13 protein-coding genes and 1 tRNA gene are annotated in these 13218 nt (G+C 66.0%); 7 read left to right on the top strand and 7 right to left on the bottom strand.

Features of this window, described 5'->3' with window-relative positions; genetic code table 11:
* Nucleotides 1-171: 171 nt before the first annotated feature.
* The gene (locus tag ACYBYQ_RS18285) at nucleotides 172-906 is read left to right on the top strand and encodes a class I SAM-dependent methyltransferase (protein WP_459615842.1); all 735 of its coding nucleotides are present in this window, start codon (nucleotides 172-174) and stop codon (nucleotides 904-906) included.
* A 44-nt stretch (nucleotides 907-950) separates the two neighbouring features.
* On the opposite strand, the gene ACYBYQ_RS18280 is transcribed toward ACYBYQ_RS18285, so the two are convergent.
* A complete protein-coding gene (locus ACYBYQ_RS18280; RefSeq protein ID WP_459615841.1) occupies nucleotides 951-2540 on the bottom strand; it encodes a GMC family oxidoreductase in 1590 nt (529 codons plus the stop codon).
* 204 nt (nucleotides 2541-2744) lie between these two features.
* On the opposite strand from ACYBYQ_RS18280, the gene ACYBYQ_RS18275 reads away from it, so the two are divergent.
* Both ACYBYQ_RS18275 and ACYBYQ_RS18270 read left to right on the top strand, forming a co-directional pair.
* Nucleotides 2745-3803 carry a helix-turn-helix domain-containing protein gene (locus ACYBYQ_RS18275; protein ID WP_459615840.1) on the top strand — a complete coding sequence of 353 codons (1059 nt, stop codon included), beginning with the start codon at nucleotides 2745-2747 and terminating at the stop codon, nucleotides 3801-3803.
* Between the two features lie 111 nt (nucleotides 3804-3914).
* Nucleotides 3915-4655, top strand: coding sequence for an SDR family oxidoreductase (locus ACYBYQ_RS18270; protein ID WP_459615839.1), 741 nt, complete (start codon nucleotides 3915-3917; stop codon nucleotides 4653-4655).
* Between the two features lie 66 nt (nucleotides 4656-4721).
* Here the strand turns inward: ACYBYQ_RS18270 and ACYBYQ_RS18265 are convergent, their stop codons facing one another.
* From ACYBYQ_RS18265 to ACYBYQ_RS18250, 4 genes are all read right to left on the bottom strand, one after another.
* The gene (locus ACYBYQ_RS18265; protein WP_126624674.1) at nucleotides 4722-5543 is read right to left on the bottom strand and encodes an IS3 family transposase; all 822 of its coding nucleotides are present in this window, start codon (nucleotides 5541-5543) and stop codon (nucleotides 4722-4724) included.
* Nucleotides 5540-5854 (bottom strand): DUF1153 domain-containing protein, encoded by a 315-nt coding sequence (locus tag ACYBYQ_RS18260; protein WP_126624673.1) that lies wholly within the window; start codon nucleotides 5852-5854, stop codon nucleotides 5540-5542. The genes ACYBYQ_RS18265 and ACYBYQ_RS18260 overlap by 4 nt, the downstream gene beginning before the upstream one ends.
* A gap of 107 nt (nucleotides 5855-5961) precedes the next feature.
* Nucleotides 5962-6483, bottom strand: coding sequence for a hypothetical protein (locus ACYBYQ_RS18255; protein WP_459615838.1), 522 nt, complete (start codon nucleotides 6481-6483; stop codon nucleotides 5962-5964).
* 103 nt (nucleotides 6484-6586) lie between these two features.
* Nucleotides 6587-6671 (bottom strand) — tRNA-Leu (locus ACYBYQ_RS18250).
* Nucleotides 6672-6895: 224 nt separating this feature from the next.
* Here ACYBYQ_RS18250 and htpG point away from each other — a divergent pair.
* From htpG to ACYBYQ_RS18230, 4 genes are all read left to right on the top strand, one after another.
* Nucleotides 6896-8797, top strand: coding sequence for a molecular chaperone HtpG (gene htpG / locus ACYBYQ_RS18245; protein WP_459615837.1), 1902 nt, complete (start codon nucleotides 6896-6898; stop codon nucleotides 8795-8797).
* Between the two features lie 204 nt (nucleotides 8798-9001).
* Nucleotides 9002-9268: a helix-turn-helix domain-containing protein gene (locus ACYBYQ_RS18240; protein WP_459615836.1), complete on the top strand. Its 267-nt coding sequence runs from the start codon at nucleotides 9002-9004 to the stop codon at nucleotides 9266-9268.
* Nucleotides 9265-10530: a type II toxin-antitoxin system HipA family toxin gene (locus tag ACYBYQ_RS18235; RefSeq protein WP_459615835.1), complete on the top strand. Its 1266-nt coding sequence runs from the start codon at nucleotides 9265-9267 to the stop codon at nucleotides 10528-10530. Before ACYBYQ_RS18240 ends, ACYBYQ_RS18235 begins: the two co-directional genes overlap by 4 nt.
* Nucleotides 10531-10572: 42 nt before the next feature.
* Nucleotides 10573-11436 carry a spermidine synthase gene (locus ACYBYQ_RS18230; protein ID WP_459615834.1) on the top strand — a complete coding sequence of 288 codons (864 nt, stop codon included), beginning with the start codon at nucleotides 10573-10575 and terminating at the stop codon, nucleotides 11434-11436.
* A 13-nt stretch (nucleotides 11437-11449) separates the two neighbouring features.
* On the opposite strand, the gene ACYBYQ_RS18225 is transcribed toward ACYBYQ_RS18230, so the two are convergent.
* Nucleotides 11450-12439 (bottom strand): Bug family tripartite tricarboxylate transporter substrate binding protein, encoded by a 990-nt coding sequence (locus ACYBYQ_RS18225; protein ID WP_459615833.1) that lies wholly within the window; start codon nucleotides 12437-12439, stop codon nucleotides 11450-11452.
* 46 nt (nucleotides 12440-12485) lie between these two features.
* Nucleotides 12486-13205, bottom strand: a complete 720-nt coding sequence (locus ACYBYQ_RS18220; RefSeq protein WP_459615832.1) for a ribonuclease activity regulator RraA — start codon at nucleotides 13203-13205, stop codon at nucleotides 12486-12488.
* Between the last annotated feature and the right edge of the window lie 13 nt (nucleotides 13206-13218).

Genomic DNA, 13218 nt, shown 5'->3' with positions numbered 1-13218 from the left:
CGTTTCGCGGAAGGCTAACAGGCCTGCACGCCGGGAAAATCAGGGGAAAATTGCGATGACTATCTAAGAAAGCACAACAATGCGCTGCAGGCAGCGTCCTGCCTGCAGCGCAGCCTTTGTCCATTTGGCAGGCCCGGCAGCACTTCGCCCCCCTCCACCATGGAGCACAACATGGCACAGAACATCTACGACAATCCCGATTTCTTCGCCGGCTATAGCCAGCTGCCCCGGCAGGTGCATGGACTGCAGGGCGCGCCCGAATGGCCGGCCATCCGCGCGATGCTGCCTCCCCTGGCGGGCCGGCGCGTTGCCGACCTGGGGTGCGGCTTCGGCTGGGCCTCGCGCTGGATGCGCAGCCAGGGCGCCGTCTCGGTGCTGGGCGTCGACCTCTCTCAGAACATGATCGGGCGCGCCCGGGCCGATACGGCGGACCCGGCCATCGAATATCGGATCGCCGATCTCGAGACGCTTGCGCTGCCCGAAGCCGCTTTCGACCTCGTCCATAGCGCCCTGGCCTTTCACTATGTGGCCGACTTCCGGCGGCTTGCCCGCATGATCCACAAGGCGCTGGTTCCGGGTGGATACCTGGTCTTCACGATCGAGCACCCGATATTCATGGCGGCGGCGCATCCGCACTGGATCGCCGACGAAGACGGCCGCAAGACCTGGCCGGTGAATGGCTATTCGATCGAGGGCGAGCGCCGCACCGACTGGTTTGCCCGGGGTGTGCTGAAGTACCACCGGACCCTCGGCACCACGCTCAATACCCTGATCGAGGCGGGCTTCGTACTGAACCGGGTCGAGGAATTCGCGCCCACTCGCGACCAGATCGAGCGCTCGCCCGAATTGGCCGAGGAACTGGAACGGCCGATGCTGCTGCTGGTGTCGGCGAAGAGGGCGGCGTGAAGACGGCGCGGCTTGCGTCAACGCGGCCGTGGCGCTCCATGCGCTCAGAAGCGATGGCTTGCGCGGATTTCGTCCACGGCCCGCTCACCGATCACCACGCAGGGGGCCATGGTGTTGCCGCTGGTCACGTGCGGCATGACGGATGCGTCCGCGATGCGCAGGCCGTGCACCCCGTAGACCCGCAGCTGGCCATCGACCACCGACATCGCGTCCCGGCCCATCTTGGCCGTGCACGACTGGTGCCAGTAGGTCACCGCCGCGTTGCGGACGTAGGCTTCGAGCGCCTTCGGGTCGAGCCGTCCAGGCAGGCTCTCGCCTTTCACCAGGCCCCTGAACGCGGCCTGGGCGCCCAGTTCCTGCACGAAGCGGATGTTCTCGTATGCGCCTTGCAGGTCTGCCGGATCAGACAGGGTGTTGGGCTGGATGATGGGGGCGTCGGTGGGGTTCGGGCCGGAGAGCGTGACCTGGCCGCGGCTTTTGGGATGCGCCAGTCCGGCGAACATGGTCCAGCCGTGCACGGGCGCCCCGAGTTCGGCGTTCTCGGCGCTGGGCAACGGAAATTCGACCTGGCAGTGGAACATGTCGGGCAGGCGCAAGGTGCTGTCGCTGCTCCAGTAAAGCGTGGCTTCGGATCCCCCATAGCCCACGGGCTGGGGTTTCAAGTATTCGAAGATCACCGCAAACGACACGTGATCCTGGTGGTTGGCGCCTACCCCCGGCAGGTGCTGGACCACCGGTATCCCGTGGCGTCGCAGCTCGTTTTCCGGACCCACGCCCGATTGCATGAGCACCTTGGGCGTATTGATTGCCCCGAGCGACAGCACCACCTCGCAGCCGGCGAAGAAGCGCCGCGCCTGGCCGTCCGTTACCGCTTCCACGCCCACCACGCGCTTGCCTTCGAATACCAGCCGGCTGACCAGCGTGTTGGTCAGCACGGTGAGGTTGCGCTGCCCGCGGCGCGGGTGCACATAGGCGCGGTAGATGGAGTTGCGTCGGCCGTTCTTGACGATGAGATCGTTGATGGCGGCGCCGCCGCGGCCTTCCATCATCTCGCCGTTCGGATTGTCGAAGACGGGCAGGCCCATCTCGCTGGCTGCGCCTATCATCGCACTGGCAATCGGTTGCGCCCCTCGCGCCGGGGCAACATGGACCGGGCCGCCGGTGCCGCGGCGCGATGAATCGGCAACGCCCCAATAGTCTTCGACACGCTGGTAGATCTTGAGCACGGACGCATAGCTCCACGCCGGGTCGCCGCTTTCCGCCGCGAAGTCTTCCCAGTCGTTCCTGTGGCCGCGCGCCCACACCATGACATTGACGCTGGAGCCGCCGCCCAGGCCGCGTCCCATGTTCAGCGGGATCCGCCTGTTGTTCACATGCGCATTCGGCACGCCGGCAAAGTTCCAGTCGCGTTCGCTGCCCAGGTTCAAGGGCCAGTTTCCCGGCTCGAGCACATGCGGGTGCTCATCGTCGCCGCCGGCTTCGATCAGCAGGACGCGCACATCCGGATTCTCGGCCAGGCGGCCGGCGACCACCGAGCCGGCGGTTCCGGCTCCGCAAACGATGAAGTCGAAGTGACTGGCGGGCGGACCGCCATCGGGAGGCGCCGATCCGGCGGCAGGAAATTGCGGGTTCATGGTCTCGTTCCAATCTTCAGTGGGTTGGCAGGACGCCCGTTCCTCAGGCTGGGCGAGAGCATATATCAAAAACATCAAAAATATCAAATTTTTATGTTTTAAGCGATATTGCAGGTTCATCCGTCCCCAATGCGATCCCGTGGGCTAGAATGACAGGCACAGCGTGCCGGCATCCCTGACCCAGCCGGCATGCGCGCCAGGCTCATGGAAGACAAGGTCCTCACCACGACGGAAACCGCAAAGCTGCTCGGCATCTCGGTTCGGACCGCCCAACTTTTGATCGAAAGCGGCGGGCTGCCTTCCTGGAAGACGCCTGGCGGCCATCGGCGCGTTCACCGCTCCGACGTCGAAGCCTTCATGGAACAGACCCGGGCCCACGAGAAGTCCCGGTCGGCATTGGTTTACGTGGTGACCACGCCGGAGCGCCAACCGGTGTTGCAGCCGTTGTTCGACGCGATAGGCCACGTCGTCACGCATTTCTTCCCCAACACCTGGCTGGCCGCGGTTGCCGCCGGTGCTCACGCGCCCGCGCTTGCCGTCGTCGACCTGGATGGATGGAAGGAAGAGGGCGTGCAGCTTCTGCAGACCTTCGCAGCCGATAGCCGCTTCAAGAACACCCGGCTGGTCGCCGTCACCGCCGTGGCGGAGGGGCGCGTGGCGTCCCTGCCTGCCCGGGTTCATCAGGCAACGCCCAGGACCCTGGCGGAAACGGTCAATCTATTGACCTCGGATCCACCGGAGTTGATCCGCCAAGTGCTGCAGGGGGATTTTCCGATTGCCGCGAACGAGGCAAGCCGGCTGCAGGCGGTGCAACGTTCAGGATTGGTCCATACCCCGGCGGAAGAACAATTCGATAGGGTCACGTGGCTGGCGGCATGGGGGCTGGAAAGTCCCATTGCCCTGATGACCGTGCTGACCCCGGACCTGCAGTGGTTCAAGTCCCGCCAGGGCCTGGACATGGAGGAGACGCCGCGAAGCTGGGCGTTCTGCAACTACGCAGTACTGCAGAAGGGCGTATTCGAAGTCCCTGATCTGGCCGAACACCCTGTTTTCTCGCAGAACCCGGCTGTTGCGAATGCCCCGCACTTCCGCTTCTACGCAGGCGCTCCTGTCTATGACGCCGATGGCTTCGCGCTGGGCTCGATCTGCATCATCGACTTCCACCCGCGCCAACTGGACCAGAACCAGCGGCGGACCCTGCTGGAGCTGGCCGCCATCGCATCCGACGAAGTCAGGCTACGGGAAGCGTCGGCCAGGGGCTGAGCCGAGGCTGGCGATCTCCAGTCTGTATTGATTGGCACATAAATCGCTTGACGAGATGCTGCAAGCGCGCGCACCATTTATATATCGATCACTATATAAATGGAGCCGACCATGTCTACGCTTTCAGGAAAACGCGCATTCGTCACCGGAGCAAGCCGCGGAATCGGAGCGGCGATCGCGCGCCGGCTGGCGGCCGAGGGCGCGGACGTCGCGCTCGGCTACGAGCGTTCCGCCGCCCGGGCCGAAGCGCTCGCCGCACAGATCGCCGCCACGGGACGCCGCGCCTTCGCCATCCAGGCCGACGCCGCCGACCCGGCGGCCATCAAGGCAGCAGCCGACACCGCGGCGCGCGAGCTCGGCGGCCTGGACATCCTCGTGAACAACGCCGGCATCTTCCGCGGCGGCCCGATCGACGCCATGACCCTCCAGGACATCGACGACACGCTGGCAATCAACATCCGCGCCGTCGTGGTGGCCTCACAGGCGGCCGCCGCGCACATGGGCGAAGGCGGGCGCATCATCTCCACCGGCAGTAACCTCGCAGAGCGTGTCCCGCAGGACGGCCTGAGCCTGTATTCCCTGAGCAAGGCCGCGCTGATCGGCTGGACCAAGGGCCTCGCCCGCGACCTCGGCCCGCGCGGGATCACCGTCAACATCGTCCATCCGGGATCCACCGACACCGACATGAACCCCGCCGATGGGCCGCTTGCCGACGCGCAGCGGGAACGGATGGCGATCCCCCGCTACGGCGACCCCGACGACGTGGCCGCGCTGGTCGCCTTTCTTGCCGGCCCGCAGGCGCGTTCGATCACGGGCACGGGAGTGACGATCGACGGGGGAGCGAATGCGTGATCAGCTTACGGCGTCATAGCGCAGGCCGTGAAAGCGAATGTATTGACCCAGCAGAACCTGCTCAGGTTAAGCGGCTAATGCAAATGCCTCAGCCGGCGTCTTCATTCCAAGCGCCTGGTGCGGGCGCCGGTCGTTGTAAAAGCGTATCCAGTCTCCGATCACGCGGCTGGCGTGTTGGATCGTCTCGAAGCGGTGCCGATGCACGCACTGTTCCTTGAGCGTGCGGATCACCCGTTCGATCATGCCGTTCTGCTGCGGGCAGTGCGGCGTGATGAACTCCTGGCGCAAGCCGTAGCTACGCACCAGGGCGGTGTAGCTGCGCGAGGTAAAAACCAAGCCGTTGTCCGAGCGCAGCAGAAACGGCATCGGTACTCGCCCCAGCGTCCCGAAGCGAGCGATCAGAGCGTGTTCCAGAGCAGCACCCGCCGTGCAGGCCCTACCGCTTCGCGACAGATGCCAGCCAAGCAACTCACGTGTGTGGCAGTCGATCACCAGCGCCAGCGTTGCCCAGCCGTCCCGTCCGGCCCACACGCGACACAGGTCCGTAGACCAGCGTTCATTGGGCATCGTCGCTACCGAAGGCAGAGCCTGGATGCGAGGCCTGAACCCGATCGGCCGCTTGCGAACCTGCCAGCCCATCAACTGGAACACGCGCTGCACGGTGTTCTTGTTGAACCCCAGCAGGTGCGCCACCGTCCGGTACCCAAACGACGGCGATTCCTCGATCATCGCCTTGATCGGCACGGCGAACTTGGGATCGACCTTGGGTGCGGACTTCACCGGCTTGTAGTACACCGTACGGCGCGGCACACCGAACCAGCGGCACAACTTGGCGATCGAGACGGTGATACCGTCGGCTTGCAGTCCCTGGCGGATCGTCTCGATCACTTCTCGTCCTCGCCCAGCAGGGACTGCAATTTTTTTCTGGCGCGCAGCTCCAGCATCGCCTCGCCATAGGCCTCTTGCAGGTCCTTGAGCTGGCGTTCGTACTGTTCGCGCACGTCCTGCGGATTCGCGCGCAGGGCGTTCTCCATGCCCCGCTTGCCGTCATCGATCCACTGTTCGACCTCCGACGGTGATAGGTCGTACTGACGGCTTGCCTCAGCCACGGTGGTCTTGCCCTGAATGATGTCCAGCACCAGCGCACTCTTGCGCTTGGCCGTCCAGCGTTTGATGTCTTCTTCCATCTTCGTGCTCAACGTCGTTTCCTCGATTATGACGTGAGCAGGATTTCACTGGGTCAATACACGAAAACCCTCAAAGTCGGCACCGCTTATTGAGTGTGACTTTGGCGATCATTGCGCAGTTAGTTTTTGAGGCATTCAAGCAGAGCCGTGCGGTTTTTCTCGCATTCATCCAATAGGAGTTCTCTGCGCTCTTTTTGCTGTTGAGCGAATGCATCCCTGTCACTGGCCACGACTATCGAAGAAAGGTTATCTAGCCTCTTTTTGCTTGTTCTCGTAAGTTCATCCAAGTATCCACATTTCTGCTGTGCAGATAGCCTCAGATTGGCGGCGTTCAGTTCTTTCTGAGTAGAAACAAGGGCTTCCTGCAAGCGGGCATTCTCGGCGTTGTGCGCTTTACTCGTGTCGTCGAGGCGCTGCCGGAGTGATGCAACTTCGAGATCTAAACGATCCGCGCGATCCTTCTCGCGCTGGCGCTGATTTTCGATTTCAGAAATTCGCGCGACTTGCTGCTGAAGTGATGCCATTCGTTCTTCTGCAACACCACGATTCCAGGTGTCTACAAGAAGCCAGCCGAGTATTCCGCCACATGCGGTCAGGAACAAGCCAGCAATGGCAATACGTTGGTCAATGTGCCTACCCATGGTTCGTAACTTCTGCTTGGCGAACGCGGAACTCGGCACGGAAAACCGAGAAATGCATCGGTTTTGTACCGTGCTGAGCTGCCATAAGTATTTGATCTACAAATGGTGCCCGGGGCCGGAATCGAACCGGCACGCCTTGCGGCGGGGGATTTTGAGTCCCCTGCGTCTACCAATTTCACCACCCGGGCAGGGCTGCAACGGACGTCGCGGCGGTGGGGGCACGGCCTGGCCAGTTCCGGGTCGAGTTCCGGTCCGGCTGCGGCAGTGCGAAGCTCCGCATTATAGGGCCTCTTGAAATTTCCCGCCCGGCGCCCATCTACTTGGGCACTTCGCGCCGGCCGGCCTGGACCAGGGCTGTTGCGGCGCAGCATGTTCCCCTGTTTTGACCACTTGATACCCATTACGGACCACCATGAGCGAGAACGCCGCATCTTCCGCACCCGCTGAAACCCTGGGTTTCCAGGCCGAAGTGAAGCAATTGCTGCACTTGATGATCCACTCCCTGTACAGCAACAAGGAGATCTTCCTGCGCGAGCTGGTGTCGAACGCGTCGGATGCGTGCGACAAGCTGCGCTTCGAGGCGATCGACCGGCCCGAGCTGCTGGACGGCGACAGCGAGCTGGCGATCCGCGTGGCCTACGACAAGGCGGCGCGCACGATCACGATCTCGGACAACGGGATCGGCCTGTCGCGCGAGGAGGCGATCGCCAACCTGGGCACGATCGCGCGCTCGGGCACGCGCGAGTTCTTCTCGCAGCTCACGGGCGACAAGCAGAAGGATGCCCAGCTGATCGGCCAGTTCGGCGTGGGCTTTTATTCGTCGTTCATCGTGGCGGAGAAGGTCACGGTGACGAGCCGCCGCGCGGGTTCGGCGCAGGCGATCCGCTGGGAGTCGGACGGGCAGGGCGAGTTCACGATCGCGGAGGCCGAGAAGGCGGGCCGCGGTACGGACGTCACGCTGCATCTGCGTGCCGACGAGGACGAGTTCCTGAACGGCTGGAAGCTGCGCGAGATCCTGCGCCGCTATTCGGACCACATCTCGCTGCCGATCCGCATGGCGAAGGAGGAGTGGGATGCGGAGAAGGGCGAGCAGGTCGTCAAGGACGAGCTGGAGACGGTGAACCAGGCGAATGCGCTGTGGACGCGCGCCAAGGGCGACATCAGCGATGAGCAGTATCGCGAGTTCTACAAGACGATCTCGCACGATTACGACGATCCGCTGGCCTGGACGCACAACCGGGTGGAAGGCCGCAGCGAGTACACGCAGCTGCTGTACATCCCCAAGCATGCGCCGTTCGACCTCTGGGACCGCGACGCGCGCCGCGGGGTGAAGCTGTACGTGAAGCGCGTGTTCATCATGGACGATGCCGAGCAGCTGCTGCCGGCGTATCTGCGCTTCGTGCGCGGGGTGATCGATTCGGCGGACCTGCCGCTGAACGTGTCTCGCGAGATCCTGCAGGAGAGCCGCGACGTGCGGGCGATCCGCGAGGGCTCGGCCAAGCGTGTGCTGTCGCTGCTGGAAGACCTGGCGGAGAACAGGCCCGAGGACTACGCGGCGTTCTGGTCGGAGTTCGGCCAGGTGCTGAAGGAGGGCGCGGGCGAGGACGTCGGCAACCAGGAGCGCATCGCCAGGCTGCTGCGCTTTGCGTCCACGCATACCGGCGAGGCGGCGCAGACGGTGTCGTTTGCGGATTATGTGTCGCGCATGAAGGAAGGGCAGGACAAGATCTACTACGTGACGGCCGACAGCTTTGCGGCCGCGAGCAACAGCCCGCACCTGGAGATCTTCCGCAAGAAGGGCATCGAGGTGCTGCTGCTGTCGGACCGCGTGGATGAGTGGATGCTGTCGTACCTGCGCGAGTTCGACGGCAAGTCGCTGGTGTCGGTGGCCAAGGGCGGGCTGGACCTCGCCGAGTTGGCGGACGAGGAAGAGAAGAAGCGCCAGTCGGAAGTGGCCGAGGAGTTCAAGCCGCTGGTGGAGCGCCTGCAGAAGTCGCTGGAAGGCCAGGTGAAGGAGGTGCGCGTGACGCTGCGCCTGGTGGATTCGCCGGCCTGCGTGGTGGTGGGGCAGAACGAGCTCAGCCCGCACCTGCTGCGCATGCTGAAGGCGGCCGGGCAGGACGCGCCGGACGTGAAGCCCGTGCTGGAGATCAATCCCGAGCACCCGCTGATCGGCCGCATCCGCGATGCCGGCGAGGGCGAGTTCGACGACTGGGCCCGGCTGCTGCTGGACCAGGCGCTGCTGGCCGAGGGCGCCCAGATCGCCAGCCCGGCGGCTTTCGTGAAGCGCATGAATGCGCTGCTGCTGAAGTAAGCGCCGGCCCCGCCGGAACGCCTGCCGCCTGGCGGGCGTTTCTTGCCTGTCATTCTTTTGCCGGTCATCCGGAAATTCCCGATCGGGAATTTTCTGCCATCGTGAGTCAGTGATGGCTGCGTAATTTACCGATCGGGAAATTTCCCTGGAAAAGGCCGGCAAACCGGCCTAGAATTCCCGTACGGTAATTTCCGGAACCCGACCATGGGCACAGGCGATTCTTCCGCCGCCGCCGACACCGACGCGGCGGCCACCATCCATACCTCGCAGGAGCTGGGCGAGCTGGTGCGCCGTACGCGCCGCCGGCAGGGCCTGCTGCAGGCCGACCTGGCCGGGCTGTCGGGCAGCGGCAACCGGTTCGTGGTGGACCTGGAGCGGGGCAAGCCCACGCTGCAGCTGCAGAAGGTGCTGGACATGCTGGACCTGCTGGGGCTCGAGGTGCAGGTGCGGCGCAAGCGGCCCGGGTCATGAGTACTGCCGACGCGCTGGACGTGTACGAAGCCGGGGTGCGGGTGGGGCGGCTGCATGACGAGCGCCCGCTGCGGTTCGTGTATGACCCGGCCTGGCTGGCGCGGCCGGACGGGCGCGCCATCGCGCCCACGCTGCCGCTGCAGTCGGCCGAGCACAGCGGCGAGCCCGTGCTGGCGTTCTTCGAGAACCTGCTGCCCGAGGGGCAGCTGCGCAGGTTCCTGCAGGCCAGCCGCCACGCCACCACGGTGTTCGGGCTGCTGCGCAGCGTGGGCGGCGACACGGCCAGCGGCCTGACGCTGCTGCCGCCGGGCGAGCGGCCCGGGCCTGCGCATTACCGCCCGGCTACCTGGCAGGAGATCGCGGCCCGGCTGGCGGAGTCGGCGGTGCCGGCCCTGGTGGCGCAGAACGCCGAGGGCACGCGGATTTCGCTGGCGGGAGCGCAGGACAAGCTGCTGCTGATGGTGATGCCCGACGGCAGCCCCGCGATTCCGGAAGGCGCGGCGCCGTCTTCGCACATCCTGAAGCCGGACATCCGCGGCCTGGAGGGCGTATGGGCCTCGGCCCTGAACGAGGCGCTGGTCATGCAGCTGGCGGCCCGGCTGGGCCTGCATGCGGCGCAGGCGGTCTACCAGCCCGACACGCGGGCCTGCCTGATCCTGCGCTATGACCGCGTGCCGGACGGGCACGGAGGGCTGCGCCGGCTTCACCAGTTGGACCTCTGCCAGCTGGCCGGCAAGCCGTCGGACGTGAAATACGAGGCGGACGGCGGGCCCTCGCTGACGGCCTGCCTGGGCCTGCTGCGCGGCGTGGGCGTGGAGGCGGCCGACCTGAAGCGCTTCGTGCAATGGATCGTGTTCAATCTCTGCGTGGGCAACAACGACAGCCATGCCAAGAACCTCTCCGTGCTCTGCGACGAGCGCGGCGCGTACCGGCTGGCGCCGTTCTACGATCTCATGTGCACCGCCATGTATCCGGGCCTGTCGCGCAATTTTGCGTTTCGGGTGGGCGGCGAGACGGCGCCGGGACGGATCGGTGCCGCGCAGCTGGAGGCCATGGCGCGGGAGCTGGGCCTGGCCCCGCGCTACGTGTCGGCCCTGGCGCGCGCCATGGTGCAGGCGCTGCCCGGGGCCCTGCGAGCGGTGCAGGCGGGGTTGCTGGCAACGCTGCAGCCGGGCACGGAAGCCACGTTGCTGGAGCGGCTGGGCAAATGGATCGTGTCGAACACGCGCAAGCATGCGCAGCGGTGGGGCGTGGACGCGTAGCGCCGCCATGCCATACTGCAGGCCTGTCGCCGGAGGACCTTCATGACGCCATCCCCGCTGCCGCGCCGCTGTCTTGCCTGGCTTCCGCTGCTGGCCTGTTTTCCGGCGGTGGCGCAGGAGGTGCTGCACACCGAGCCTTCAGCGTATTCGCCGGTGGTGGTGTACGAGGCGCACGGCGAGCGCTGCCTGACCTTCGGCAGCGCCAGCAACCTGGGGCGCCAGACCTGCGTGGCTGCGGACGGCTCCAAGGGCATGGTGCTGGGCTATACGCGCATGATGATGGCGGCGCTGCTGGTGCAGCCCGAGCCGCGCCGCATCCTGGTGATCGGCCTAGGCGGCGGCACGCTGCCCATGGCGCTGGCCGACCTGCTGCCGCAGGCGGAGATCGACACGGTGGAGCTGGATCCGGCGGTGGTGCGGGTGGCGCAGGCCTACTTCGGGTTCCGGCCTTCCGCGCGGCTGCGCGTGCACCAGGCCGACGGGCGCGCCTACGTGGAGCGTGCAGTGCGCGAGGGGCAGCGCTACGATCTCGTGCTGCTGGATGCCTTCGACGAGGACTACATCCCCCGCCACCTCACCACCCGCGAGTTCCTCGGGCAGGTGCGCGCCCTGCTGGCGCCGCAGGGCGTGCTGGCGGCCAACACGTTCTCCAGCAGCGATTTCTACGATCGCGAATCGGCCACCTATGCCAGCGTGTTCGGCGTGTATTTCAACCTGCGCGCCAGCAACCGGGTGATTTTCGCGGTGAACGGCCCGCTGCCGGACGACGCCGAGCTGCAGCAGCGCGCCAGCCGCTGGGCCCCGCGCCTGGCGCCCTACGGCGTGGATGTCGAGCGCGAACTGCAGCGTTTCTCGCGCGGGGCGTCGTATCCGGCCGACACCGCGGTGCTGCGCGACGGCGACTAGGGCCTGCTGACGCTCAGTCGGCCTGGGCGCCCGATTTCTGCACCACTTCCGCCCAGCGCGGGATCTCCCTGGCCATCAGGTCGCGCAGCGCCTCCGGCGTGCTGCCCACCAGTTCCATGCCCATGGTCTTGCCCAGTTTCTCCTGCACGTCGGGCTCCTTGAGGATGGCGGCGATCTCCTGCGAGAGCCGGTCCACGATGGGCTTGGGCGTGCCCTTGGGGGCGTAGACCGCCTGCCACGAGGCCATCTGGAAGCCCGGCACGCCGGCTTCTTCCATGGTGGGCGTGTCGGGCGCGAGGGCGATGCGCTGGGGCGTGGTCACGGCCAGCAGCTTGAGCTTGCCGTTCTGCAGCAGCGGCAGCGCGGCGGTCATCTGGTCGAACATGAAGGTGACGGCGCCAGCCGACACGTCCACCATGGCGGGCGGGGTGCCCTTGTAGGGCACGTGCGTGAGCGGCACGTCGATGACATCGGCGAACAGTTCGCCTGCCAGGTGGGTGGACGTGCCGGGCCCGGACGAGGCGAAGGTGCGCTTGGACGGATCACGCTTGAGCAGCGCGATGAGGTCGGCCACGGAATTCACGCCGAGGTTGGGGTCCACCAGCAGCACGTTGGGCAGGGTGGCCACCAGCGAGACCGGCTCGAAATCCTTCACCGGGTCGTAGCGCAGGTGCTTGTAGAGGCTGGCGTTGATGGCATGGGTGCTGATGGTGCCGCCGAAGAGCGTATAGCCGTCGGGCGGGGCCTTGGCCACGTAGGTGGCGCCGATGGCGCCGGCCGCGCCCGGCTTGTTCTCGACCACGACGTTCTGCTTCAGGCGCTCGCCCAGCTTCTGGGCCAGCAGGCGCCCGACCACGTCGGTGGATCCGCCCACCGTGAAGGGCACGACGTACGAAATGGGCTTGGCCTGCGGCCATTCGGCAGCCCGGGCGGGCAGCGCCAGGGCGGCGAGCGAGGCGCCGGCCAGCGCGAAGGCGATGCAGCGGCGACGATGCGTGTTCATGGTTGTCTCCTGGTTCTTTTGATGTGTGGGCCTGCAGGGCCGGCCGTCAGCGGCCGTTCTGTGCGCGCCACGCGGCAAAGCGTTCGCGCGTGGCGGGGTTGGTGGGCGGATACAGGCCGATGATGCTCTGTCCGGCCTGGACCTCGCTGGTGACGAAATCCTCGAAGGCGGTCATTTCCACGGCTTCCTGCGCGATCTCGTCGGCGATCTCCGCCGGGATCACCACCACGCCCTCGCCGTCGCCCACCACGATGTCGCCGGGGAAGACGGGCACGTCGCCGCAGCCGATGGGCACATTGAGGTCCATGGCCTGGTGCAGCGTGAGGTTGGTGGGGGCGGAGGGGCGGTTGTGGTAGGCGGGAAAGCCCAGTGCGGCGATCTCGGGGGAATCGCGGAAGCCGCCGTCGGTGACCACGCCGGCCACGCCGCGCTTCATCAGGCGGGTGACCAGGATGGAGCCCGCGGATGCGGCGCGGGCGTCCTTGCGGCTGTCTATCATCAGCACCGCGCCCGGCGGGCAGGACTCCACGGCGACGCGCTGCGGATGTTGCGGATCCTCGAACACCTTGATGGGGTTGAGGTCTTCGCGCGCGGGAATGTAGCGCAGCGTGTAGGCGGGGCCCACCATGTTGGGCAGGCCCGCGGCCAGCGGCCGCACGTCCTGGATGAACTGGTTGCGCAGGCCGCGCTTGAAGAGCGCGGTGCACAGGGTGGCGGTGCTGACGCCGGCAAGCCTGGCGCGGGTGGCTTCGGAAAGAGTGGTCATGGCTGTCTCGGGA

The organism is Bordetella sp. 2513F2 (genome assembly GCF_054642735.1).
This window is presented reverse-complemented; position numbering and strand designations above follow the sequence as displayed.